The sequence below is a fragment of the Nocardia concava NBRC 100430 genome (genome assembly GCF_000308815.1).
Classification (GTDB): domain Bacteria; phylum Actinomycetota; class Actinomycetes; order Mycobacteriales; family Mycobacteriaceae; genus Nocardia; species Nocardia concava.
Map to the genome: position 1 here is coordinate 72,373 of NZ_BAFX01000206.1, position 26,604 is coordinate 98,976.

2 protein-coding genes are annotated in these 26,604 nt (G+C 69.7%); both read right to left on the reverse strand.

Going from position 1 to position 26,604, the window contains the following annotated elements:
* Window positions 1–5: 5 nt before the first annotated feature.
* Entirely contained in the window at window positions 6–15,851 is a 15,846-nt protein-coding gene (locus ON43_RS41850; protein ID WP_051180258.1) for a type I polyketide synthase, read from the reverse strand.
* Window positions 15,848–26,602 (reverse strand): type I polyketide synthase, encoded by a 10,755-nt coding sequence (locus tag ON43_RS41855; protein ID WP_051180260.1) that lies wholly within the window; start codon window positions 26,600–26,602, stop codon window positions 15,848–15,850. The genes ON43_RS41850 and ON43_RS41855 overlap by 4 nt, the downstream gene beginning before the upstream one ends.
* Window positions 26,603–26,604: the final 2 nt, after the last annotated feature.

Below are 26,604 nucleotides of genomic sequence, written 5' to 3' on the forward strand. Positions count from 1 at the left end.
CGCTGTCAGTCCTCGGAGTTGTAAGCCAGGTTGATCAAGTCGTCGAGATCGAGTTCGTCGATGGACTCGTCCGCGGTGTGCGCTGCCGTCTCGCCGGGGCGCTCCTGCCCCTGCGCGAGTCGCATGAGCGCGTCGAGCAGTCCGGCTGCGCGGAGCCGGTCCAGCGAAATCGTTTGCAGCGCAACGCGAATCTCGTCCTCCGACGCATCCACGGACGCGGCGGGTTGGTGGTCGTCGGTGAACTCTTCGGCCAGGTATCCGGCCAGCGTCTCCGGTGACGGGTAGTCGAAGACCAGCGTCGCGGGCAGGGGCAGGCCGGTGGCGGTCTGGAGCCCGTTGCGGAATTCGATGGCGGTGATGGAATCGAAGCCGAGCTCGTTGAAGGCCCGGTCGGCCGCGATCTCCTTCGCGTTCTGATGCCCCAGCACCGCGGCCGCCTGGTCGCGAACCAGATCGACGAGGACACCGAGGCGTTCGCCCTCGGGTGTGTCGGCCAGGCGGGCGCGCAGTGCGGCCGGGGCGGCAGATACCGGGCGCGCGGGGACAAGCCCGGACAGCAGGGCCGTCGCGAACCCCGCGCCGCGCAGTCCCTCGCGGTCGAGCTTTGCGAGAATCGGTGTCGCCGTCTCGATTCCGCTGGCGGCCTCGAACAGCGCCAAGCCCTGCTCCGCCGACAGCGGCAGCATCCCCGAACGGGCCATGCGGCGACGTTCGATGTCACCGAGCTCGTCGCCCATGCCGCCGTCACCGCTCCACAGCCCCCACGCGAGGGACTGCCCGGAGCGTCCGGAGGTCCGACGATGCGTCGCGACCGCGTCCAGGCAGGCATTGGCCGCGGCGTAGTTGCCCTGGCCCGGACTGCCGAATGCTCCCGCCACCGAGCTGAACAGTACGAACGCCTTCAGGGGTAGCTCGGCGGTCAGTTCGTGCAGGTGCAGGGCCGCATCGACCTTGGGCCGCAACACCGTATCCATGCGATCCGGGGTCAGTGAGGCGATGGCGCCGTCGTCGAGCACGCCGGCCGTGTGGAACACACCGGTGAGCGGACGGCTCGCGGGGATGGCGGACAGGACCTCGGCGAGCGCGGCGCGATCGGCGACATCGCAGGCGGCGAAGTCGATTTCGGCACCGTCGCCGCGGAGTTCGGCCGCCAGCTCGGCGGCGCCGGGCGCGGACTCGCCACGTCGGCTCAGCAATAGCAGGTGCCGGACGCCGCGGGTGTGCACCAGGTGCCGGGCGAACAACCCGCCCAGGAAGCCGCTGGCGCCGGTGATGAGCACGGTTTCGTCCGGACCGAAGGCGACGCGCGGGGCCGCAGTCGTCGTCGCTCGGACCAGTCGGGCGCTGTGCACCCGCCCGCCGCGCACGGCCACCTGCGGTTCCCCGGAGGCCAGGATCCCGCCCAACGGAGCGGCGTCGGAATCGGTGTCCACCAAGACGATTCGCCCCGCACTCTCCGCCTGTGCGGAGCGAACCAGACCGGCCACCGCGGCACCGGCGAGGTTCGCAATGTCCTCCCCGGCCACCGAAACCGCGCCACTGGTCCGGATCACCAATGCCGACCGGCTGGATCGGGGATCGGCGATCCAGGTTTGAAGCACCTGCAGCACAGCGTGGGTCGCGGTGCGGACGGCGTCGGGATCATTGCCCGCCGGGGCATCCAGCACTACCGCGTCCGGAGTCTCGTCACCGAGATCCGTCCACGACACGGCGTGTATCTCGCTGTCGGACACCGATATCGGTGTCCATTCGACCCGGTACATCGCGTTGTCGACCGTTGAGGTGAGCGCCGCGAGCTGCGCGGCATCGATCGGCCGCGCGGCCAATCGGCGCACCGTCGCCACCGGAGCGCCGGTCGGATCCGCGAGATCCACTCGCACCGTGCGGTCGCCGATGCGGGTCGCGCGAACGCGCAGGGAGTCGGCTCCCTTCGCGTGCACGGTGACCCCGGACCATTCGAATGGCAATGCGGGCCCGGACTCGTCAGCGCCCGAGCCGCCGATCAGCAAGGCATGCAGGGCGGAGTCGAGCAGTGCGGGATGCAGTCCGTATTCCGCGGCTTCGCGGGGGTCGGGCAGTGCGACCTCGGCGAACACCTCGTCGCCGCGCTGCCATGCCGCCCGGAGACCCTGGAAGGCGGGCCCGTATTCGTACCCGTCGGCGCGGAGGTCGTCATAGACATCGCCGACCGGCAGCGGCTGCGCTCCGATCGGAGGCCACCCGGAGAGGTCGGCAGTCTCGGCCTCGGCTGCGTCACCGGCGGTGAGCGAGCCTTCCGCATGCAGCGTCCACGACGATGCCGAGTCGCTCTCGCCTTCGCGGGCCGAGTAGATCCGCACCGGGCGATGACCGGACTCGTCCTCGGTGGCGACGACACTGCGCACCGCGACCCCGCCCGTTTCCGGCAGCACCAGCGGCGTGTGCAGGACGAAGTCCGCCAGCGTCGGAAGGCTCACCCGGCTGCCGGCCTCCAAGGCGAGTTCGACCAGACCGGCGCCGGGGAACAGCACGGTGCCGAGCACGCCGTGATCGGCCAGCCAGGGATGTGTCTGGACCGACAGGCGGCCGGTCAGGATCACACCGCCGGTGTCCGGTTGTGCGATCACCGTGGGCACCAGCGGGTGTCCGGTGGTGGCGAGGCCCAGCGATCTGGCATCACCCTTACCGGTGGATCCGTCGGGCATCCAGTACCGGTGACGCTGGAAGGCGTAGGTGGGCAGTGGGATTCGCCGGGCTCCGGTTCCGTTGTACAGCGCGGACCAGTCGAGGTCCGCGCCGGAGACGAACAATCCCGCCGCACCGTTCGACACCGACACGGCGTCGGCCTTGCCGCGGCGGGCCAGCGGCACCACCGTGGTGGCCGGGTGCTCGCCGTCGAGGGTTTGGACGATCATCGGGGTCAATACCGCGTCGGGTCCGATCTCGGCGAACCTGGTGACACCCGAATTCACCATCGTGGCAACGGCATCCGCGAACCGCACCGTCTCCCGAACCTGACCGGTCCAGTACGACGGATCGCACATTTCGTCGCCGACTCGCGCACCTGTCACCGTCGACACCAGGGCGATGCTCGGTCGCTCGAACGTCAGATGCTCGATCGCCGTCGTGAATTCGGCCAGCATCGGTTCCATCAACGCCGAATGGAACGCGTGCGACACCCGCAGACGATTCGTCCGCCAGCCCTTCCCGGCACAGACGTCGGCAACAGCCGCGACCGCGTCCGCGGCACCGGCGATCACCACCGACGACGGACCGTTCACCGCCGCCACCGACACCTCACCCGACAACAACGGCAGCACATCGCTTTCGGCGGCACCGATCGCGACCATCGCCCCACCGGCGGGCAGGGCCTGCATCAACCTGCCGCGCGCGGCCACCAGCACACACGCGTCGGTCAGCGACAACACTCCGGCCACATGCGCCGCGGCGACCTCACCGATGGAGTGACCGGCCACCACATCGGCCCGCACACCCCAGGATTCGAGCAGCCGGAACAACGCCACCTCGAACGCGAACAATCCGGCCTGCGCGAACACCGTCCGGTCGACGAGCTCCTCGGACGTCAACGCCGCATCCAGTGGAACCTGCTGTGCCAGCATTGGATTCAGCTCATCCACGATGGCGTCGAAAGTGTCCGCGAACACCGGATACGCCTTGCGCAACTCGGTTGCCATCCCGGCCCACTGCGCGCCCTGCCCCGAGAACACCAGCGCCGTCGAGCCCGCCACCGCGCGACCCGACACGACGCCGGGCGCATCCGTGCCCGTGGCCACGGCGCGCACGCCCGCGATCAGGTCGTCCCGGCCTTCGGCCAGCACGACGGCCCGATGGGTGAACACGCTGCGCGTCGAGGCCAGCGAGAAGCCGACATCGATCGGATCGAGCTCTGCCACCTGCGATGTCGGACCATCCACCTGCGCGGACAGTCGAGCCGCCTGGCCCGCGAGTGCCGCGCCGCTGCGCGCTGAGAGCACCCACGGCATCAGTCCGCCCACCGGAATCGCCCGCGCCGCAGGCTGTTCCGCCGCAGTTGCGGCCATCGGAGCCTGTTCGATGATGACGTGCGCATTGGTGCCGCTGATGCCGAACGACGACACACCCGCCCGCCGCGCCCGGCCGACCTCCGGCCACGGCACCGCCTCGGTCAGCAACCGCACGTGGCCCTCGGTCCAATCGACCTTGGTACTGGGATTCTCCGCATGCAGCGAACGCGGCAGCACCCCGTGCCGCATCGCCATCACCATCTTGATCACGCCGCCAACACCCGCCGCGGCCTGCGCGTGACCGATGTTCGACTTCAGCGACCCCAGCCACAGCGGACGGTCGGCAGCGCGCTCCTGTCCGTAAGTGGCAAGCAGCGCTTGGGCTTCGATCGGATCGCCCAGCGTCGTTCCGGTGCCGTGCGCCTCCACCGCGTCGACGTCGACGGGTGCCAGCCCGGCATTGGCCAGGGCCTGGCGGATCACCCGCCGCTGCGACGGACCGTTCGGTGCGGCCAGACCATTCGACGCGCCATCCTGGTTCACCGCCGAACCGGCGATGACCGCGAGGATTTCGTGCCCGTTGCGGCGAGCATCGGACAACCGCTCCAGCACCAGAACGCCGACACCCTCGGCCCAGCCCACGCCATCGGCACTGTCGGAGAACGACTTACACCGTCCGTCCGGCGACAATCCGCGCTGGCGGCCGAATTCGAGGAACATATCCGGCGTCCCCATGACCGCGGCACCACCGGCCAGGGCGAGATCGCACTCGCCCGAGCGCAGCGACTGCCCGGCCAGGTGCATCGCCACCAGGGACGACGAGCATGCCGTGTCCACGGTGACCGACGGCCCTTCCAGACCGAACACATACGACACCCGGCCCGAGACCAGACTGCCCGCCGACCCGCTGCCGGTCCCGGTGGCCCGGGCGTAGTCGTGATACATCAGACCGGTGAACACGCCGGTCGAACTGCCGCGCAACGCCGCCGGATCCAGGCCGGCGCGTTCGAATGCCTCCCAGGAGACCTCCAGCAGCAACCGCTGCTGGGGATCCATCATCGTGGCCTCGTTCGGGCTGATGCCGAAGAAGTCGGCATCGAATTCCGCTGCGGAGTAGAGGAATCCGCCACTGCGCGTGTAGGTCTTACCGGGCTTGCCGGGTTCGGGATCGTAGATGCCCTCGAGGTCCCAGCCTCGATCCACCGGCATGGCCCCGACGGTGTCGCCGCCCTCGACCACCAACTGCCACAGGTCTTCCGGCGACGCGACCCCGCCCGGATAGCGGCAGGCCATCGCCACCACGGCGATCGGCTCGTCATCGGCCCGCACCCGGCTCACCGCGCGTTCCTCGACGACGGCGGTGCCGGTGAGTTGCGCACCGATGAATTCGGCGACGGCCTGCGGGGTCGGGTAATCGAAGATCAGCGTGGCCGGGAGTTGCAGCGCGGTCGCGGTATTGAGCTTGTTGCGGAACTCGATGGCGCTCAACGAGTCGAAGCCGAGCTGCTGGAAGGCCTGCTGCGGTGCGACGGCCTCGGGGGAGGCGTGGCCCAGGATCCCGGCCGCGACGGTGCGGACGAAATCGACCAGGGCACTGTCGCGATCGGCTTCCGAGAGACCTGCCAGCCGTTGCAGCAGTGCCTGCCCGGCCGGGGTCCGGTTGGCTCGGCGCGCCGGTGTCGGCACGAGTCCCCGGACCAGGGACGGAATCTGGTCGCCTCGGGTGCGCAGCACCGCCGGATCGATCCGTAGCGCCACCAGTTGCGGGCTCTCGGCGGCCACCGCCGCGTCGAACAGTGCCAGACCCTCGGATTCGGACAGCGGCGGGAAACCCTGCCTGCGCATCCGATCGAAGTCATCCTCGGACAGCTCCGCGCCGAGCCCGCTCGACCGCTCCCACATGCCGTAGTCGAGGGCGGTCGCGGGCAGTCCCAGGGAGTGCCGATGCGTGGCGAGGGCATCCAGGAAGACGTTCGCCGCAGCGTAATTGGCCTGACCAGCGGCCAGCACCAACCCGCCCGCGGAGGACAACAGCACGAACAACGACAGCGACTTGTCGCGCGTGAGCTCGTGCAGATGCCACGCGGCATCCACCTTCGGGCGGAACACGGCGTCGATGCGCTCCGCCGACATCGACGCGATCACACCGTTGTCGGCGATGCCCGCCGCGTGCACCACGCCCACCAGCGGGTGCTCCTCGGGGATGCCCGCCAGCAGAGCCGCCAACGCCGACCGATCCGACACGTCGCACGCCGCCACGGTTGCCTCGGCACCGAGCTCGGCCAGTTCGTCGATCAGTTCGGCGGCACCGGGAGCATGCGGGCCACGGCGGGACGTCAAAAGGAGCTGGCGCACACCGTATTCGGTCACCAGGTGGCGGGCGATGACGGCACCGAGACCGCCGGTGCCACCGGTCACCAGCACCGTGCCGGGCTCGATCGGCTTGACGCTCGTTCCCGGTGTCCGGCGGGTCAAGCGCGGCACGAGCACGGTCGCACCGCGCAGCGCGGCCTCGGGCTCACCGGCCACAGCCGCCAAGATGTCCGCGGTGACGTCGTTGCCCGGCTCCACATCCAGTAGCTGGAATCGACCCGGATATTCGGCCTGCGCGGCACGCAGCAGACCCCACACCGGCGCTTGGTCCAGGCCGATCGGCTCGGAATCGCCCACTGTCACGGCACGCTCTGTGACTACCACCAAACGCGAAGTGGCGAAGCGAGGTTCGGCCACCCAGCGCTGAACGGTGTCGAGTACGCCGCCCAGTACCGCCCGGGCTGCGTCCGTCGGAAGGCCATCGTGGCGAGGGCACTCGAGCAGCACGAGATCGGGAAGGACCGGATCCGCGGCCGCGTCCAGATCGGCGATCAAGGCCGCGAGGTCGCGGTCGGCACCGAGAATCGCGATGCGGTCCGGCGCGACGCTGTCCGACGACGACGGCGCGGCAACCCATTCCACGGCGAACAAGGCGTCCACCTTGTCACCGCTGAGCCGTTCGACCGACACCGGCCGAGATACCAACGCGCCCACCGACACAACGGCTCGCCCCTGCTCATCGGCGATCTGCACGGCGAAATCGTCGCCCACGGGAACACTGCGTACCCGCACGGTGGCGGCACCCGCCGAGTGCAGTACGGCCCTGTTCCAGGCGAACGGCAACACCGCCTCACCGGCCTTGCGGCCGTGCAGGATCCCGGCATGCAGGGCCGCGTCGAACAGTGCGGGATGGATCCCGAAACCGTCGGCGTCCTGCGGATCCGGCAGCGCGACCTCGGCGAAAAGCTCATCGCCGCGTTGCCACGCCGCCCGCAGCCCCTGGAAGAACGGACCGTACCCGTATCCGAGTGCGAACAGCTCGTCGTAGGCGCCGTCGACGTCGAGCGGCTGCGCGCCGACCGGAGGCCAGGTGGCCAGGTCGAAATCGGCTGCCACGTCGTGGGATCCGGCATCCATGGCGAGGACACCCTCGGCGTGCAGCACCCACGGACCTTCGGCCGCCTGACGGGAATGCACGCGCAGCCGTCGGCGACCGGTGTCGTCCGCGTCGGCCACCACGACCTGCACCGCGACGCTGCCCTCGGCGGGGAGGGGCAGCGGTGTGTGCAGGATGAGTTCCTCGACGACATCGCAGCCCAGTAGGCCGCCGACATGCGCGGCCAATTCGACGAATCCGGTACCGGGTAGCAGCACCGTGCCGTGCACGCTGTGGTCGGCGAGCCACTCCGCCGAGTCCAGGGACCACCGGCCGGTGAAGGTCAGCTGACCCGAATCAGCGTGCGGCACAACGGCACCCAGCAGTGGATGGTCCACCGTCTCGAGCCCGGCGTCGGTCACGCCGCCCAGCTCGGTGCCCCACGACTGCGCGAGCAGCTTCCGGGCATCGAGCCAGTACCGCTCGCGCTGGAAGGCATAGGTGGGCAGGTCGATTCGCTGTGCGGAGGTACCGGCATAGAACCGGGACCAATCCACCTCGGCACCGGACACGAACAATCCGGCCACTCCGGCCAGCACGGTGGCGGCATCGGCGCGATCTCGCCGCACCAGCGCCACCGCGCCCTCCGCGATCTGCGCGACCATCGGGGTCAGCACCGCGTCCGGACCGATCTCGGCGAATCGCGACACACCCGAATCCACCATCGTGGCAACGGCATCGGCGAACCGCACCGTGTCGCGGACCTGGCCGACCCAGTACCGCGGATCGGTCATCTCGCCGGTGACAATCGCACCGGTCACGGTCGACACCAGCGGAATCATCGGCTCGGCGAAGGTCAAACCCTCGATCGCCGAGGCGAATTCGGCCAGCATGGGTTCCATCAGCGCCGAGTGGAAGGCGTGCGAGACCCGCAAACGACGGGTGCGCCAGCCACGTTCGACGCACGTTTCGACAACGGCGAGGACCTCATCCTCGATACCGGAGAGCACCACCGACGACGGCCCGTTCAACGCCGCGATCGCGACCCCTTCGGTCAGCAGGGGCGTCACATCGGCCTGCGACGCGCCGACGGCGACCATCGCGCCGCCGCCGGGCAGGGCCTGCATCAACCGGCCACGGGCGGCCACCAGCACGCACGCGTCGGCCAGCGACAGCACCCCCGCCACATGCGCGGCGGCCGCTTCACCGATCGAGTGGCCCGCGACCATATCGGGTCGCACGCCCCATGATTCGAGCAATCGGTAGAGCGCGACCTCGAAGGCGAACAACCCGGCCTGCGCGTACACCGTCCGATCGACGAGGTCCTCGGACGCCAGCGCGACACTCAGCGAATCCGGCTGCCCCAGAAGGGGATCGATCTCGGCCACGATCGCATCGAAATGCTCGGCGAACACCGGATAGGCCCGACGCAACTCGTTCGCCATCCCGGCCCACTGCGCACCCTGACCGGAGAACACCAGCCCGGTCGAACCCGGAATCACGCGACCGGACACCAGACCCGGCGACTGCGCGCCCTCGGCGAGCGCCCGGGTCCCCGACAGCAGAGCATTTCGGTTGTCCCCGAGGACAACTGCGCGCTGCTCGAAGACGCCGCGTGTGGAGGCCAGCGAGAAGCCGACGTCCGCCGGATCCAGATCGCGCTCTGCCACAGCCGAGACCAGCCGTCCGGCTTGAGCGGCGAGTGCCGCACCGCTGCGCGCCGAGACGACCCACGGCAGCAGCCCGTCGACGCGCACGGCCTCGTCTCGATCCGAGGTCCGAGCCGATTCCGCCGCCGCTTCGATGACGACGTGCGCATTGGTGCCGCTGATACCGAAGGACGAAACTCCGGCGCGCCGCGGCCGATTCACCTCCGGCCACGCCACCGGCTCGGTCAGCAATTCGATCTGTCCCGCCGACCAATCCACCTTGCTCGACGGCCGATCCACGTGCAACGTCCGCGGCAGTAGCCCGTGCCGCATGGCCATCACCATCTTGATGACGCCACCCACACCGGCCGCGGCCTGCGCGTGCCCGATATTGGATTTCAGCGAGCCCAACCACAACGGCCGGTCCGCGGCGCGCTCCTGGCCGTAGGTGTCCAGCAGCGCCTGGGCCTCGATCGGATCGCCCAGCGTGGTACCGGTGCCGTGCGCTTCCACCACGTCGACGTCGCTCGGCGTGATCCGCGCATTGGCGAGCGCCTGCCGGATCACCCGCCGCTGTGAGGGACCGTTCGGTGCCGTCAAACCATTCGACGCACCATCCTGATTCACCGCCGAACCGGCGATCACCGCGAGCACCTCGTGCCCGTTGCGCCGGGCGTCGGACAACCGCTCCAGCACCAGCACACCGGCGCCCTCGGACCACGCCACACCGTCGGCGGCGTCGGCGAACGACTTGCTCCGCCCGTCGGGGGCCAGCCCGCGCTGGCGGCTGAATTCGACGAAGACCTCGGGTGTCGCCATCACGGCCACACCGCCCGCCAGGGCCAGATCGGATTCGCCCGAACGCAGGGACTGCCCGGCCAGGTGCATGGCCACCAGCGACGACGAACACGCCGTGTCCACGGTGACCGACGGGCCTTCCAGCCCGAGGACGTACGAAACTCGGCCGGAGGCAATGGATCCGGAGTTCGCGTTGGCCGGGTAGTCGTGGTACATCATGCCCGCGAAAACGCCGGTGGCACTGCCGCGCAGCGTGGCCGGATCGATGCCCGCCCGTTCGAGGGCCTCCCACGAGGTCTCCAGCAGCAGGAACTGCTGTGGATCCATCGTCGCGGCCTCGTTGGGGCTGATCCCGAAGAACGCCGGATCGAATTCGCCTGCGGTGTGCAGGAATCCACCTTGACGGGTGTAGGTGGTGTTCGGCTTCTCGCCGGTGGGGTCGTAGATCCGCTCGGTGTCCCACCCGCGATTGCCCGGGAACTCCGAGGTCGCGTCGACGCCGTCGAAGACCAATTTCCAGAGGTCCTCGGGCGAGGTGACGCCGCCCGGGTACCGGCACGCCATGCCGACGATCGCAATCGGTTCGTCGGCAACGACTTTCGCGGTGACCGCGGTGTCCTTCGCAGTGCCGGTCAACTTGTCGGCCAGATGCTCGGCCAGAGCCTGCGGTGTGGGGTAGTCGAAGATGACGGCGGCTGGAAGCGATAGTCCAATGGCGGTCTTGAGCCGATTGCGCAGTTCGACGGCGCTCAGGGAGTCGAAACCCAAGTCCTGGAACGTGCGGCCGGGCTCGATCGAAGCCGCACCGTCGTTGCCGCGCACGGCCGCGATCTGGGTGCGAACGGTGTCGAAGACCAGCTGCCGCTGCCGTTCGAGGTCCAGGCCCGAAAGCCGTTGCTGTAGACCGGAGACCGGAGACGATGTCACCGCACGGCGACGGGGCGCGGGTGCAAGTTCCCGCAGCACAGTGGGAAGCAGCCCGGATTCGGCCTGGTCGCGGAGCGCGGCGGTGTCGAGGGTCGCGATCACCGCGTGCGGCGCGTTGCGTCGCAGTGCCGCGGCCCAACCGGTCATCGCCTGCTCGTCGGTGAGCGCGGTGAATCCGCCGCGGCTCAGCCGCGCCAAGTCGGATTCCTGAAGGTGTGCGGTCATGCCGCGAGAGCGGGCCCACGGACCCCACGCCAGTGATTGACCGGCGAGCCCGCGTGCCCGGCGGTGGGCGACCAGTGCGTCGAGGAAGGTGTTCGCGGCCGCGTAATTGCCCTGGCCCGGGCCGCCGAGGGTGGCCGAGACCGACGAGAACACCACGAACGCGGCCAGATTCAGGTCCGCGGTCGCTTCGTGCAGATGCCAGGCGGCGTCGGCCTTCGGGGCCAGCACCGCGTTCATCCGTTGCGGGGTCAAGGACGCGATGGTTCCGTCGTCGAGGACACCTGCGGCATGGATGACACCGGTCAGGGGCCACTCGGCCGGTACCGCTGCAATCAGCTCGGCCACCGCTGCGGCGTCCGCGACGTCACAGGCCACGACCTGCACCCGGGCACCCAGCTGCTCCAGTTCGGCGGACAGGGCGGCCGCGCCCTCGGCGTGCGGACCGCTGCGGCTGGCCAGCAGCAACGACCGCACGCCGTGCTCGACCACCACGTGCCGGGCCATGACCGCGCCCAAACCGCCTGTGCCGCCGGTGATCAGCACCGTTCCCGTGCCGAACGCGGCTGACTCGCCGCCGCTGTCGGTGCGTTCGTTCGCGGGCCGGACCAGGCGAGCGGTGTGGGTGACGCCGCCGCGCATGACCACCTGCGGTTCACCCACCGCCACGATGGCGGACGCGAGTTGCTCGTCCACGCCGGTATCGCTGTCCACCAAGATGATTCGGCCCGGCTCCTCGGCCTGGGCGGCACGCACCAAACCCCACACCGCCGCGCCGGGGAGGTCGGTGAGCTCCTCATCGGGCAGGGCGACCGCACTGCGGGTGGAGATCAGCAGCGTGCTCGCCGCGAACCGCTCCTGGGCCGTCCATTCCTGCAATACCGCGAGGACACGGGCGATTTCGTCATGGGTGGCGGTCACTACATCGGTACCGTCGGTGTCGTTCCATCCGGCACCGGCTTCGACGAGCACCACCGGCGGAATCTGCGCGGCGTCATCCAGGCTGTCCCAGCGCCCAACCTCGGCATCGATCGCGGGCCGCGCGGCCGTAGCCGGTGACCACACGAGTTCCAGGACCGGTTCGGCCACGCCACGCGATGCGGCCGCGACGAGCTGCTCGATCGGCATCGGCCGTGCCGCAACCGATCCCGACAGGACCGGCTGCCCGTATTCGTCGGCCACCCGCACCGACATCGATGATCCGGCCGGGGTCAGCCGCACCCGCAGCACGGCAGCTTCCGTGGCGTGCAGTTGCACCGAGTCCCACGCGAACGGCAGGGCAACCTGTCCGGCCGGGACCGTGAACAGCGAATCCGGTTGCCCTGCAGCGCCTTCAATCGCACCGGTCAGGTAACCGGCGTGCAAGGCGGCGTCCAGCAGCGCCGGATGGATGCCGAAACCTTCGACACGCACCCCGGTCTCAGCATCGGCGGCGATCTCGGCGAACACCTCATCGCCGCGCCGCCACAGCGCCCGCACACCCTGGAAGGCAGGGCCGTACTCGTAACCACGGGCGAACAAACTCGAATACGCTGCGGCGACCTCGATTTCGTCCGCAGCGGTCGGCGGCCACGCCTCGGCGAGGGGTTCGCCGGCACCGTCGGCGACGGTCAGCGTGCCTCGCGCATGCAACACCCAGTCGTCATCGTCGCGTTCACCACGGGAGTAGACGGCGACCGGCCGTTGCCCGTCCTCGTGTCCGCCGACGACGACCTGGATCTGCACACCGCCCGTCGCGGGCAGCAGCAGCGGAGCCTGCAGGGTCAGCTCCTCGATCACCGGGCAGCCGACCTCGATTCCGGCCCGCAGCACCAGCTCCGCGAAACCGGTTCCCGGCAACAGCGCCGCGCCGCCGATCACGTGATCGGCGAGCCACGGCTGGGCAGCGAGCGACAGTCGCCCGGTCAGCAAGACCTCGCCCGACTCCGGTGCCGACACCACCGCGCCCAGCAGCGGATGCTCGACCGCACCCAGACCCGCGGCCTCGACCCCGGAGTTGCCTCCGACCGGGTCGACCCAGTAGCGGCGACGCTGGAACGCGTAGGTGGGCAACGGGACTCGCGCGACCGGGCGTCCGGTGTACAGCGCCGTCCATTCGACATCGACGCCGATGGCATGCGCCTGCGCGAGGCAGGTCACGAACTGCTCGACCTCGGCCCGCCCGCGGCGGGCTCCGGCCATGACCGCCGCCTGCGCTTCGACCTTCTCCGACAGGCACTGCCGGGTCATCGCGGTCAGCACCGCATCGGGGCCGATCTCGAGGAATCGGCGCATGCCCTCGGCCACCAGGGTTTCCACACCGCGAGCGAACCGAACGGCCTCGCGGACCTGACGGACCCAGTAGGCCGGTTCGAGCACCTCGTCACCGGCCATCCGGCCGGAGAGATTCGATACCAGTGGAATGTTCGGGCGACGGTAGGTCAACGACCGTGCGACGGTGGCGAATTCGGCCAGCATCGGATCCATCAGATGGGAATGGAACGCATGCGAAACCCGCAGCCGCGAGGTCTGCCAGCCGCGCTCCGCGCACCGCTGCGCGAGCGCCGTCACCGCCTCCTCGTCGCCCGAGACGACCACGGCAGCAGGCGAGTTCACGGCGGCAATGGCCAACCCCGCGTCGGCGAGCAGCGGAGAGACCGCGTCTTCGCTCGCCGCGATCGCGAGCATCGCGCCCCCGACAGGCAGCCGCCCCATGAGCCGCCCGCGCGCCGCGACCAGGCGGCACGCGTCTTGCAGCGACCACACACCGGCGAGGTGCGCGGCGGCCAACTCTCCGATCGAATGCCCGATCAGCGCATCCGGCGTCACGCCGAAGGATTCGAGGAGCCGGTACAGCGCGACCTCAAACGCGAATAGTGCAGGCTGCGTGAACTCGGTGCGGTGCAACGATTCACTCGTCATCCCGGCGTGTTTTTGGCCGGGATCCACATCGGGCTGCTGGATTCCGGCCAAAAGCACGCCGGAATGACGGGGGGACTTGTCGCCGAACATCACGTCTTTCAGCGAGCACCCCAGCAGCGGATCGAACTGCGCGCACACTTCGTCCAGCGCGGCCGCGAATACCGGAAACGCCTCGTACAGTTCGCGACCCATGCCGACTCGCTGGGCGCCCTGTCCGGTACACAGGAAGGCGGTCTTGCGCGTCACCGCTCGGCCCGTGGTGATGTCGCCTGCCGCTCCGTGCTCAGCGAGCTCCGCCAGTCCGGCGAGCATGGCGTCCCGGTCGCCCGCCACCACGGCGGCCCGCCACTCCAATTGCGAGCGGCCGGTGACCAGTGAATAGCCGATATCGCCGACCGTCAGGTCGGGACGTTCGCGCACCCACTCCAGCAGTTTGGCCGCCTGTGCGCGCACGCCGTCCTCGGTCTTCGAGGAGAGCGGCAAGGCGGCGATCTCGGAGGCCACCACCGCGGCACCGGAACCCGCCTCGTTCTCCGGAGCGGCCGCGGCCTCCACCGGAGCGGGCGCCTCTTCCAGGATCACATGCGTATTGGTGCCGCTGGCGCCGAAGGACGACACACCGGCCCGCCGCACCCGCTCGCCCGCCGGCCACGGCTCGGCCGAGGTCAGCAGCCGCACATTGCCCGCGGACCAGTCCACATGCGGTGTCGGGGTATCGATATGCAGTGTGGCGGGCAGTGTTTCGTGCCGCATCGCCTGCACCATCTTGATCACGCCACCGACGCCCGCCGCGGCGGAGGTGTGCCCGATGTTCGACTTGAGCGATCCGATCCGCAGCGGTTCGCCGTCGCGACCGCGACCGTAGGTGACGATCAGCGCCCGCGCCTCGATCGGGTCGCCGAGCTGGGTACCGGTGCCGTGCGCCTCGACCGCGTCGATATCGGCCGGGGACAGACCCGCATTGGCGAGCGCCTGCGCGATCACCTTCTCCTGCGACGGCCCGTTCGGCGCGGTCAGGCGAGAGCTGGTCCCGTCCTGGTTCACCGCGCTGCCGCGCACCACCGCGAGGATGGGATGACCATTGCGGCGCGCGTCCGAGAGCCGCTCGACCACGAGCATGCCGAGACCGTCGGAGAATCCGGTCCCGTTGGCCCCGGCCCCGAAGGCCCGGCACCGGCCGTCCGGGGACAGCGCGCGCTGCCGGGCGAAGCTGATGAGCTGGGCGGGATCCGACATCACGGTGACACCGCCGACCAGGGCCAGCGACGTCTCGCCCTGGCGCAGCGCCTGGCAGGCGAGATGCAGGGCCACCAGCGACGACGAGCACGCGGTGTCCACCGACAGCGCCGGGCCCTTGAATCCGAGGCTGAACGACACCCGCCCGGACAGGATGCTGGCCGAAACACCCGGGTGCGCATTGCCTTCGGATTCGGCGCTGTGACCGGGCGCGCCGACGCGGCGGCCGTAGTCGAAGTGCATCACACCCGCGTAGACGCCGGTATCGCTGTCCCGCAGCGACTCCGGATCGATGCCCGCGTTTTCCAAGGCCTCCCAGGACGCTTCGAGGAACAGCCGCTGCTGCGGATCCATCGCCTCCGCCGTACGCGGTCCGAGGCCGAAGAATCCGGCATCGAAATCGGCTGCGCCATCGAGGAATCCACCCTCCCGGGTGTAGACCGTCCCGGGCACGTCCGGGTCGGTGTCGAACAGCCGCTCGAGATCCCAGCCGCGGTCGGTGGGGAAGGGGCCGATCGCGTCGGTGCCGGAGGCGACCAGATCCCACAGCTTGTCCGGAGTGTCGACACCGCCCGGGTAGCGGCAGCTCATGCCGACGATCGCGAGCGGCTCCCCGGCCTGGTCCTCCAGCTGCTGGATCCGCTTGTTGGCGGTGCGCAGATCCCCGGTGACCTTCCGCAGGTACCGGCTGAGGCGTTCCTCGTTGCTGCTGCTCGGATTGGTCATGCTGGGCCGAACTCCTCGTCGATCAGATTAAAAAGTTCATCGTCGGAATGGGATTCGAGGTCCTCGTAGACCTCGGTGTCCCCGTAGACCTCGAGGTCCCGGTAGTCGCTGTCGGACCACGCGTCGCCCAGATGGGCGTGCAGGCGGTCGGTGATGCCGCGCAAGGCCGCGATGGTCGCGTCGGTGTTGCCGCCGTTGGCGATGATCCGCTCGACCATGGCCTCGAGCTGTGCGATTTCAGGTGGCACCGAGGCGGAGGAGACGGGTGCGGCTGACGGAGCGGGTGCGGCGGCTGGCGCGGGCGCCTCCGCCAGGGCTTGCTGCAGCAAGTAGCCCGCCAGATCTCGCGCGGTGGGGTAGTCGAACACCAGGGTCGAGGGCAGCGACATCCCTACGACCTTCGACAGCCGGTTGCGGAACTCCACGCCGCCGAGCGAATCGAAGCCGAGTTCGTCGAAGCCGCGATCGGGATTGATGTCGTCGAGCGACTCGTAGCCCAGCACCGTGGCCGCGTGTTCGCGCACCAGGTCGAGGACGACGCCGTGCCACTTCGCCTCCGCCACCCCGTGCAGCCGCTCACCGAGCGAGGGGCCCTCGTTCACCCGCGTGGCTGTGCGGCCGCCCGCGCGAACGAATCCGCGCAGCACCGCCGGAACCGACCCGGTGTGTGCTTCCACGCGCAGCTTGTCGGTGTCGAGGTGCAGCAGCGCGGGCACGGGCTCCGCCGTGGTCAGCGATGCGTCGAAGAGCCGCAGACCGTCCTCGTGGTCCAGCGGCGTCAGGCCGAGCCGGTCCAATCGGTTCATGGCGGTGCGATCCAGGGTGCCGGTCATGCCGAGGTCCTGTTGCCACGGACCCCAGGCCAGTGCGAGACCCGGCAGCCCTTCGGCCCGGCGGCGTAGCGCGAGGGCGTCCAGGAAGCCGTTGGCGGCAACGTAATTCGCCTGTCCGGCCGAACCGATCATGCCCGCGATGGAGGAGAACATGACGAACGCCGAGAGGTTCAGTTCCCGGGTGAGCTCGTGCAGGTGCCACGCCGCCTCGGCCTTCGGGGCGAAGACCTGGTCGATACGGTCGGTGGTGAGGCCGTCGAAGGTGCTGTCGGCGAGCACACCGGCGGCGTGCACGACGGCGGTGAGCGGGTGTTCGCCGGGCAGGTCCGCCAGCAGATTCCGCAGGGCGTCGCGGTCGGTGACATCGCAGGCTGCGATGCGCACATGTGCGCCGTATCCGGACAGTTCCGCCGCGAGTTCCGTTGCACCGTCGGCCTGTTCGCCGCGCCGCGAGACCAGCAGCAGTCGATCGACACCGTGTGCGGTGACCAGGTGCCGGGCCAGCAGCGCTCCCAATCCGCCGGTTCCGCCCGTGATCAGGACAGTGCCCGTTCCGAATGAAATCGGCTCACCCGCAGCGGATGTCACCGGCTCCAGCCGCGGAGCAAGGACGCTGTCGCCCCGCGCCACCACCTGTGGCTCGCTCGCCGCGATGGCGGTTCGTATCGCGTCGGCCGAAAGGTGCTGAATACCAACGCGGTCGACGTCGAGCAGCACGATTCGATCCGGATATTCGGCCTGAGCGCTGCGGATCAAGCCCGAGACGGCGGCCGCCGCCGGATCCGGTTCGGAACCGGGCACTGTCGCCGCGTTCTCGGTCACGACAACCAGCTGCGACCGTCCGAACCGTTCGTCGGTCAGCCAGCCCCGCACCAGATCCCATGCGGCATGGAGGCGAGCACGGGCGGACTGCTGCTGTGATCCGGCGGCTTCGGACCAGACCACGACGTCGGGAACGGTCGGGTTGGTCGCCAGCGCCGCCAGATCGGAATACCGCTCGTCGATTCCGGCCACGACCGCCGCTCCGAGCACGGCCGCACTCCCGAGCGGGGCGAGTGCGTCCGGTATATCGGTTGGCGTCCAACGCAACCCGTAACGGCCAGCGCCTCCACCCGACAGCGTGGCGCGGAACTGGTCGACATCGTAGGAACGCATGACGACCTCGTCGATGGACACCACCGGGTTGCCGTCCTGGTCCACGGCCACCACGGCGATCGCCTCGTCGCTGCGCCGTACCGCCATCACCCGCATCGAGGTGACCGGGGCGGTCGTATGGAATTGCGTTGCACCCCAGCGGAACAGGAGCTTGCCCTCGGCGGGATTGCCGTCGAGATCCGACCAGATCAAGCTGACCAGCCCGGCGTGCATCACCATGTCGAACAGGCCCGGATGCAGCTGGAACCCGTCGCCGGGAACTTCAGGATTCAGGGTGATCTCGGAGAACGACATGTCATCGCTGTGCCAAGCGGCGTCGATGCCGCGGAACGACGGGCCGTATGCCAGCCCGGCGACCCGCGTCGCATGGCCCGGAATCCACTCGGTATCAACCGATTCGGCACCGACCGGCGGCCACGGCGTAGTGCGCAGCATCTCCATCAGGCCGAGGTCGATCAGCGGTCGCCCGCTCAGTACGCCGCTGGCGTTTCGCGCCCACTCGCCGCCGGGGAGGCGGTAGTGGAACGTGAAGGACCGGCGTCCCGCGCCATCCGGTTCCCGCACCAGCACCTGGAGTTCGACCTCGCCGTCCGCCGGCGGCAGGATCGGCCGCTCGAGGATGAGTTCGTCGACGACCTCGCAGCCGATGCGCCGACCGGCGACCAGCAGCATCTCCATGAGCGCGGCACTGGGAACGACCACCACGCCATAGGTGGTGTGGTCGGTCATCCACGGGTGGGTGGGCAGCGAGAATCGGCCCGTGAACATCCACTCGTCGCGATCGGCCACCCGCACCACGTCGGTGAGCAGCGGGTGCTCCGAGGCGTCCGTACGCCGCTGTCCGAGACCGGGTTCGAGCCAATAGCGCTGGTGCTGGAAGGCATAGGTGGGCAAGCCGATTCGTGGCGTCGGGCGGTCGCCGAACAGCGGCGTCCAGTCGACGGACACGCCCGCGGTGTGCGCCTGGGCGAGCATCGTCACGAATTGCTCGACCTCGTCGTGGTCCCGGCGCGCCGCCGCCGCGACCATCGCGCGCGACTCGATCTCGGCGGGCAGGGTCTGCCGGGTCATCGCGGCCAGGACCGCGTCCGGCCCGATTTCGAGGAAGCGCCGCACACCCGAGGCCACCAGCGTCTGGACGCCAGGTGCGTAGCGCACCGCGCCGCGCACCTGCGCCACCCAGTAGTCCGGCTTCAGGATCTCGTCACCGGCGATCTCACCGGAAACATTGGATACCAGGGGAATTCGCGGGGGATGGAAAGTGACTGCGGCAGCGACGGTCTCGAACTCGCCCAGCATGGGTTCCATCAGGTGCGAATGGAAGGCGTGCGACACCCGCAGCCGGTTCGTCCTGCGGCCCCGCTCGGTGAACTGTTTGTCGAGTTCGTCGACGGCATCGGCGTCACCGGAGATGACCACGGCGGCAGGCGCGTTCACCGCCGCGATCGAAACCCGATCGCGGTACTCGGCGATCGCGGCGGCGACTTTGTCCTCGGGTGCGCCGACCGCGAGCATCGCACCGCCCTCGGGCAGTGCGTCCATCAGGCGACCGCGGGCCGCGACCAGCGCGCAGGCATCCTCCAGGGACCAGACGCCGGACAGGTAGGCCGCGGCCAGCTCGCCGATCGAATGGCCAACCAGGACATCGGGTGTCACGCCGAAGGACTCCAGCAGCCGGTACAGCGCCACCTCGAACGCGAACAGTGCGGGCTGCGTGAAGCGGGTGCGATCGATCAGCTCGCCGGTGAACATCACCTGCCGCAGCGAAGTGCCGAGCAGGGGATCGAACCTCTCGCACACCTCGTCGAGCGCGGCGGCGAAGACGGGGAAGGCCGCGGCGAGTTCCGCGCCCATACCGGCCCGCTGCGCGCCCTGGCCGGTGCAGAGGAAGGCGATCTTCCCTGCGCCCACGGAACTGGAAACCACTCCGGCAGAGGCGGTTCCGGCAGCCAGATGTTCCAGCCGGGCGAGCAGTTCTTCACGATCGGTGCCCAGGACCGCCGCCCGCGTCTCATGCTGGGCGCGGGTGGAGGCGAGCGCGTGCGCGACCTGCACCGGATCGGTGTCGGGGTGGTCGATCACCCAGCGCTGGAGTTTCGCCGCCTGCGCCCGCAGCGCGGCGTCGTTCTTGGCCGACAGCAGCCAGGGCACCGTACCGAGCGGCTGGCTATTGGCTTCCATCGGAAGGACATTGCGCGGCGCCTCTTCGAGGATGGCGTGCGCGTTGGTGCCGCTGACACCGAACGACGACACCCCGGCGCGGCGCGGCCGGTCACCGGCGGGCCAGGGCTGCGCCTCGGTCAGCAGCGCGACGTCCGCGCCGGTCCAGTCCACGTGCGGGCTCGGCTCGTCGACATGCAGTGTCTTGGGCAGGGTTTCGTGCCGCAGCGCCTGCACCATCTTGATCACGCCGCCGACGCCCGCGGCGGCGACGGTGTGGCCGATATTCGACTTGAGCGAGCCGATCCGCAGCGGGTTCTGCGCGCGGTCGCGCCCGTAGACCGCCATCAGCGCCTGCGCCTCGATCGGATCGCCCAGCGCGGTGCCGGTGCCGTGCGCCTCGACCGCGTCGATATCCGACGGTGACAGACCGGCATTCGCCAGCGCCGCCGTGATCACGCGTTCCTGGGACGGACCGTTCGGCGCGGTCAGGCCATTGCTCGCCCCGTCGGAGTTGATCGCCGTGCCACGCACCAGGGCAAGAACGTTGTGCCCCAGGCGTTTCGCGTCGGAGAGCCGCTCGAGCACCAGCACCCCGGCGCCCTCGGAGAAGGCGACGCCGTCGGCGGCCGCGGAGAACGCCTTGCAGCGGCCGTCCGGCGACAGTCCGCGCTGCCGCGCGAAATCGACGGACAGATACGGGCTGGCCGCGACCGTCACGCCGCTCGCCAGCACGAGCGAGCTCTCACCGTTGCGCAGCGCCTGCGCGGCCAGGTGCAGCGAGACCAGCGAGGAGGAGCAGGCGGTGTCCACGGTGAGCGTGGGACCCTCCAACCCCAGCGCGTAGGCCACCCGGCCCGACATCACGCTGCTCGTGGTGCCGGTGAGCCGATAGCCCTCCAGATCACCGCCGACCAGGTCGACGTAACCGGATGCGCCCGCGCCCACGAACACTCCGGTATCGGTGCCCCGCAACGAGTTCGGGTCGATCCCGGCGTCCTCGAGCGCCTCCCAGGACGTTTCGAGGAGCAGCCGCTGCTGCGGGTCCATCGCTGACGCCTCGCGGGGACCGATCCCGAAGAACGCCGGATCGAAATCGCCCGCCTTGTCGAGGAATCCGGCACGTCGCGCGTAGACGGTTCCGGGCTTGTCGGGATCCGAGTCGAACAGTCGCTCCAGATCCCAGCCGCGGTCGGTCGGGAAGTCGCCGGTCGCGTCGATACCTGCGGCGACGAGATCCCAGAGCTGATCGGGTGATTCGACGCCGCCGGGGAACCGGCAGGCCATGCCGACGATGGCGATCGGCTCGTCGGCGCGAACGCGGCGCACGGTCTTCTTGACGGGTTCGCCGACGGTCGGCTCGATGCGGGAAAGCACCAGCTTCGCCACCGCCGCCGGGGTCGGATAGTCGAAGACCAGCGTCGACGGCAGTTGCAGACCGGTGGCCTTGCCCAGCCGGTTGCGGAACTCCACGCCGCCGAGCGAATCGAAACCGATCTCGTCGAAGCGCTGATCCGGCCGGATGTCGGCCGCGGAGTCGTGACCCAGGACCGCCGCGGCCGCGGACAGGACGGTCTCCAGCACTACTTCGCCGCGCCGGGCGGCGGGGATTTCGGCCAGGCGGGCACCGAGCGTCCCGGCCGCCGCGACGGCGGTCGGGGTGGCGGCACGGGCCCGGCGGGGCAGGAATCCGCGCAGGACCTCGGGCACCCCGGACTCGTCAGCGGTGCGCAGCGCAGTGGCATCGAACCGGATCGGCGACAATCGCGCCGCGCCGAGTGCGAGTGCCTCGTCGAACAGGCGCACACCCTCGGTGTCGGCGAGTGGGCTCAGCCCCAGCCGTTCCCAGCGTGCCAGCGCACCGCGATCCAGTGCACCGGTCATACCGCTGGACTGATTCCACGGACCCCACGCCAGCGAGGTCGCCGCGAGACCGGCGTCGCGCCGGCGCTGGGCCAGGGCATCCAGTACGGCATTGGCCGCGGCGTAGTTCGCCTGGCCCGAGGTGCCGAGGACGGCCGCGATCGAGGAGAACAGCACGAAGGCCCGGACGTCTCGGTCGCGGGTCAGTTCGTCCAGATGCCGAGCGCCGTCGACCTTCGGCGCGAAGACGCGGTCGATCTGCGCATCGGTCAGCGCGGAGACGGTCCCGTCCTCGAGCACGCCGGCGGTGTGCACCACCGCGATCGGGGTATCGCCGATATCGGCGAGCAGTTCGCGCACCGCATCGCGATCGGCCACATCGCATGCGACGACCCGGGCTCTCGCCCCCAACCGCGCCAATTCCGCGACCAGCTCGGCGGCTCCGGCCGCGTCCGGGCCACGGCGTGAGGTCAGAACCAGGTCGCGCACACCGTATTCGGTGACCAGGTGCCGGGCGAACAGCGAGCCGAGGCCGCCGGTGCCGCCGGTGATCAGTACCGTCGCTCCGTCGAAATTCGAGGCGGTTTCCGTTGCCACACCGCTCGTTTCGGCGGCACGCCGGAGCCGGGGAACCAGAATGCGGTCGTCACGCAGCGCGATCTGTGGCGCGCGCGTAGCCAGTGCGGCGGTGATCCGCTCGGGGTTCGCGGGCGCGGCGGGATCGTCGTCGATCAGGACGAATCGATCGGGATGCTCCGACTGTGCGCTGCGCACGAGCCCCCACACCGCGGCCGCGGCAGGATCAGATGTTTCCCCGGGGATTCCGGCCCCGCCCGACGTCACCACTACCAGCCGGGAGTCGGTCGGCTGCTGCGTGAGCCACGAGCGCAGGTGCGTCAGGGTCGAGTGAACGAGTGCTCGAATCTCCTGCGGTTCGCCGGAAGCCGTTCCGTCCGAGGACGAACCGGCACGGAAGACCACGGACTCCGGAAGTTCCTCGGCGGCGATGAGAGCGCTCGGATTCGGATCCTCCTCCCAGTGCACCTCGTACAGCGCGGCGTCGTCGGCCGACAGCGCACTGCGGAATTCCTTGACGTCGTACGGCCGCATCACCACGGCATCCACCGAGACGACGGGATTGCCATCCGGGTCGACCGCCGCGACCGCCACGGCTTCCGGTCCCTGGGCGACCGCGATGACCCGCAGCGCGGACACCTCGGCGGACCGGGTGCCCGCGGCATGGTGGAACCGAGCCCCGGCCCAGCGGAACAGCAGCTTGCCGATGTTCGGATCGGGGTTGCCGTCCCGCCAGATCAGCCGGGAGAACGCGGCGTGCATCACCATGTCGAGCAGTGCGGGATGCAGGGTGTGGCGTACCGAATTCGACGCCGCGGCAGCGAGATCCGCGTTCAGCGAGATCTCGGAGAAGACGGCGTCGTCGCGCTCCCATACCTGCTGGACCCCGAGGAATGCCGGACCGTATTCGAGTCCCGCGTCCTGGGCGATCTGCGCGGGCAGACCGGCACTGTCGAAGTGTTCCGCGTCGGCGGGCGGCCACGATTCCGCCCGCAGCCGGGCGAGCACCTCCGGCTCGGCCCCGGCGGAGGCGGCGAGCGAACCTGTCGCGTTGTGGATCCATTCCTCGGAAGCCGATGTGCGGAAATAGAATTCGAACGGGCGATGCCCGGTCGCATCGGGGGCCTGCACCAGCACCTGGAGTTCGATCTCATCGCCGTCGGTGGGCACGATCGGTGCTTGCAGCGTGAGTTCTTCGACTGCCTCGCAACCGATTCGGCCACCGGCGACGAGCAGGAACTCGATGAGCGTGGCGCTCGGCAGCACCATCACGCCGTACGACATGTGGTCGGCGATCCACGGATGCGTCGCCGCCGATAGTCGGCCGGTGAAGAGCCATTCGTCCGAACCGGCCAATCCGAGCACGCCGGTGAGGATCGGATGGTCCGACAGGTCCGCGGATGCAGCGTGGTCGGGGTTCAACCAGTAGCGGCGACGCTGGAATGCGTACTTGGGCAGGGCGATCGGAACCGTACCGCGCTCGGCGAAGGCGGATCGCCAGTCGACGCGCGCGCCGGTGACCTGGATCTGCGCCAGGGCTGCGACGAACTGCCCGACTTCTTCGGACGACCGCCGTGCCAAGGCCACCGTCGCCGGGGGACCCGTGGGACCGGTGTTCTCGCCGAGGCATTCGCGGGTCATGGCGGTCAATACCGCGTCGGGTCCGACCTCGACGAAGCGGCTGACGCCGTCGGCGTGCAGGGTGTCGATGGCGGGTGCGAAGCGGACGGTGGCGCGGACCTGCTGCACCCAGTACTCGGGATCTGTCACGGCATTACCGGCCGGCTCGCCGGTGACGGTCGAGACGATCGGCAGACGAGGGGTGCTGTAGGTGAGTTTCTGTGCAACCGAGCGGAACTTGTCGAGCATCGGCGCCATGAGCGCCGAATGGAAGGCGTGGCTCACCCGTAGCCGCTTGGTCCGGATGCCTTCGGCGGTGAGTTCGCGCTCCAGGCTCTCGATCGCCTCGGTATCGCCGGACAGGACCGTCGAGGCGGGACCGTTCTGCGCGGCTATCGAAACCCGATCGGCCACTGCCGCGGTGAGTTCGGCCGCGCGCGCCGCGTCGATCGCCACGGCGAGCATCGCACCGCCTTCGGGCAGTGCGCCCATCAGACGGCCGCGGGCCGCCACAAGAGCGCAGGCGTGCGGCAGTGACAGCACTCCGGCGACATGCGCCGCCGCCAGCTCGCCGATCGAGTGTCCGGCCAGCACATCCGGTGTGACACCGAAGGATTCGAGCAGGCGGAACAGTGCCACTTCGAAGGCGAACAGCGCGGGCTGTGTCCATTCGGTGCGGTCCAGCAGGCTCTCGGGGTCGGTGAACATCACCTCCCGCAGCGACCGTCCGAGCACCCGATCGAACACCGCGCACACCTCGTCCAGCGCGGTGGCGAAGGCCGGGTACACGCCGTAGAGATCGGCGCCCATCCCGACGCGCTGCGCGCCCTGACCGGTGAACAGGAAAGCGGTGGTACCGGAATCGGACTTCGCTACAACTCTATTCGGTCCATTCGAGGCCAGATCCGCCAACCCGGCCAGCAGTTCGGCACGGTCGCGGCCGGTGACCGCGCCGCGCCAATCGAGCAGAGCCCGCGAGCTCGCCAGGGAGTGCGCCAGCTCGTGCACGTCCACGTCGGGGCGCTCGATCAGCCACTGCCGCAACCGATCCGCTTGTGCGTGCAGGGCGGCTTCGGATTTGGCCGAGATGACCAGCGCGACGGTGTCGGCCGAGACGCGCGGCAAGGTCTCCGCCTCGGCCGCGACCTCCGCCGGGGCAGGAGCTTCCTCGAGAATGAGATGCGCATTGGTTCCGCTGGCGCCGAAGGAGGACACGCCCGCTCGACGCACCCGTTCGCCCTGCGGCCACGGGTGGCTGTCCTGCAGCAGGCGGACCGTACCGGCGGACCAATCCACGTGCGGCGTGGGCTCATCCACGTGCAGCGTCTTCGGCAGCACACCGTGGCGCATGGCCTGCACCATCTTGATCACGCCGCCGACGCCCGCGGCGGCCGAGGTGTGACCGATATTGGACTTCAGCGAGCCCAGATGCAGCGGGTCCCCTTCGCGCCCCGCGCCGTAGACGCCGATGAGCGCCTGCGCCTCGATCGGATCGCCGAGCATGGTGCCGGTGCCGTGCGCCTCGACCGCGTCGACGTCGGCGGGCTCCAGTCCGGCATTGGCCAGCGCCTGGGCGATGACCCGCTCCTGGGACGGGCCGTTCGGCGCGGTGAGGCCGTTGCTCGCACCGTCCTGATTGACCGCGCTTCCGCGAATGACCGCCAGCACGTGGTGTCCCGCGCGCTGGGCGTCCGAGAGCCGTTCCAGCACAAGCATTCCGAGACCCTCGGAGAAACCGGTGCCGTCGGCGGCGGCCGCGAACGCCTTACAGCGCGCATCGCTGGACAGTGCCCGCTGCCGGGCGAAAGCGATCAACAGCGACGGGTCCGACATGATGGTGACGCCGCCGGCCAGAGCCACGTCGGTATCGCCGGAACGCAAGGCCTGGCAGGCCAGGTGGATGGCCACCAGCGAAGACGAGCACGCGGTATCGACCGCGATCGCCGGGCCGGTGAAGCCGAAGGTGTAGGCGATGCGCCCGGCCAGGACGCTGTTCGAAACACCCAGGTAGGCATGGCCTTCGGTCTCGGCGCCGATCGTGGCCGAACCGATGCGGGGCCCATAGTGCTGATGGATGACACCGGCGAACACACCGGTTTCGCTGCCCCGCAGCGACGTCGGGTCGATGCCCGCGTCCTCGAGGGCCTCCCAGGCGGCCTCCAGCATGAGCCGCTGCTGCGGGTCCATGGCCGCCGCCTCGCGGGGGCCGATGCCGAAGAAGGCGGCATCGAAATCGCCGATGTCGTCGAGGAATCCGCCGTCGCGCGTGTAGATGCTGCCCGCCGCGTCCGGATTCGGATCGAACAGCCGCTCGAGATCCCAGCCTCGATCGCTCGGATAGCCGCCGATGGCGTCGATGCCGTCCGCGGTCAGCTGCCACAGCTGCTCGGGGGAGCGCACGCCGCCCGGATACCGGCACGCCATGCCGACAATGGCGATCGGCTCCTGCAGCCGATCGGTGAGCGTGCGCAGCCGCTGCTTGGTGTCGTACAGCTCCTTGGCCGTCTTCTTGAGGTACCGGCGCAGTTCGTCGTCGTCAGCCATCA

Bases quoted from the DNA above. Each gene is read 5' to 3' on its own strand.
- ON43_RS41850 (WP_051180258.1), bottom strand. From the start codon at position 15,851: ATGACCAATCCGAGCAGCAGCAACGAGGAACGCCTCAGCCGGTACCTG.
- ON43_RS41855 (WP_051180260.1), bottom strand. From the start codon at position 26,602: ATGGCTGACGACGACGAACTGCGCCGGTACCTCAAGAAGACGGCCAAG.